We start from the raw sequence: 974 nt of genomic DNA, 5'->3' as shown, positions 1-974 counted from the left end.
GTATAACGAGATGGGAGTGAAAACACCAGAAGACCATTATTTAACTTGGGCGGTAAATAAAGAGAGAAAACGCTTGGAAAATTTGACATATACAGAGTACAGCGAAGAGATGAGCATATATGGCTACTCCGGAGAAACGGCTCAACAAGCCTATTTAAGTCGGCAAGAACTTCTTGCGGAGTTACGAATTTTGGCAGTTGAAGGGATGGTAAATAAAGTGTCAAGCACGAGCGCTTTACAATATTCGGGTGAAGGAGCCGTTAGTGCATATGGAGCAATAAGCCAGCGAGTAGGGGTACTATCTTACCTTCTTGGATTCATGGGTATATTGGATTGGGCAGGCCCTATGATTTACGATGATTCTTTAGTGTTTGACTATGATTGCCAAAGTATCGATTGTGATGTTATGGGGTATGAATAATGAGGTGGTTAGTTTTACTATCTTTATTTTTTTCCTTTTATAATTATGGTTCGGCTATTCTTCCGAACCATAAAAAGGAATACCTAGGATGTGTTTGGGAAATTCCTAGAGCGTTTGAAAGGAGAACTGACAATATGGGGTACTTTTCCATTGAAGATAGATACAACAATATGAGTGTTAACTTTTTCGAAGACAGTTCTGGTCCTTTCTATTTATTTGAAGAAGCAATCGTTAATCGTATGAATCTTGAGGGAGAAATAAAATACTACTCTTTAAGTCTTATCAATAAACCTGATATTTCTTCTCTATTTTTTTTTAGAGAAAAATACGGGCAGGAAAAAGTTTCAATAGGGTTAGGTACTGGGAAACTTAACTATGTGGATATACAGGATGGTAATATCACGGTGGGTATTGGTAGTAACAATGTCCTGATTAAAGCTCATTGTTTTTAAAATACTGAATATGTTTAAGTAAAAAGTTGATCCCTTTCACTCATCGGGTGACGCAGGAGGCTTTAGCGAGCTTCGCGGTGGTTCATTTTGCGGGCGTGATT

The 974-nt window shown here is 38.0% G+C and carries 2 protein-coding genes; both read left to right on the top strand.

All coding sequences use genetic code 11. The features are described from left to right. A partial coding sequence (locus BLO31_RS18170) for a hypothetical protein (RefSeq protein ID WP_217495137.1) occupies positions 1-421 on the top strand: 421 nt, incomplete at its 5' end. Next, positions 421-873 (top strand): hypothetical protein, encoded by a 453-nt coding sequence (locus tag BLO31_RS18165; RefSeq protein ID WP_070970091.1) that lies wholly within the window; start codon positions 421-423, stop codon positions 871-873. The genes BLO31_RS18170 and BLO31_RS18165, both read left to right, overlap by 1 nt. Positions 874-974: the final 101 nt, after the last annotated feature.

This window comes from Vibrio sonorensis, assembly GCF_001854765.1.
GTDB lineage: Bacteria > Pseudomonadota > Gammaproteobacteria > Enterobacterales > Vibrionaceae > Vibrio > Vibrio sonorensis.
This window is presented reverse-complemented; position numbering and strand designations above follow the sequence as displayed.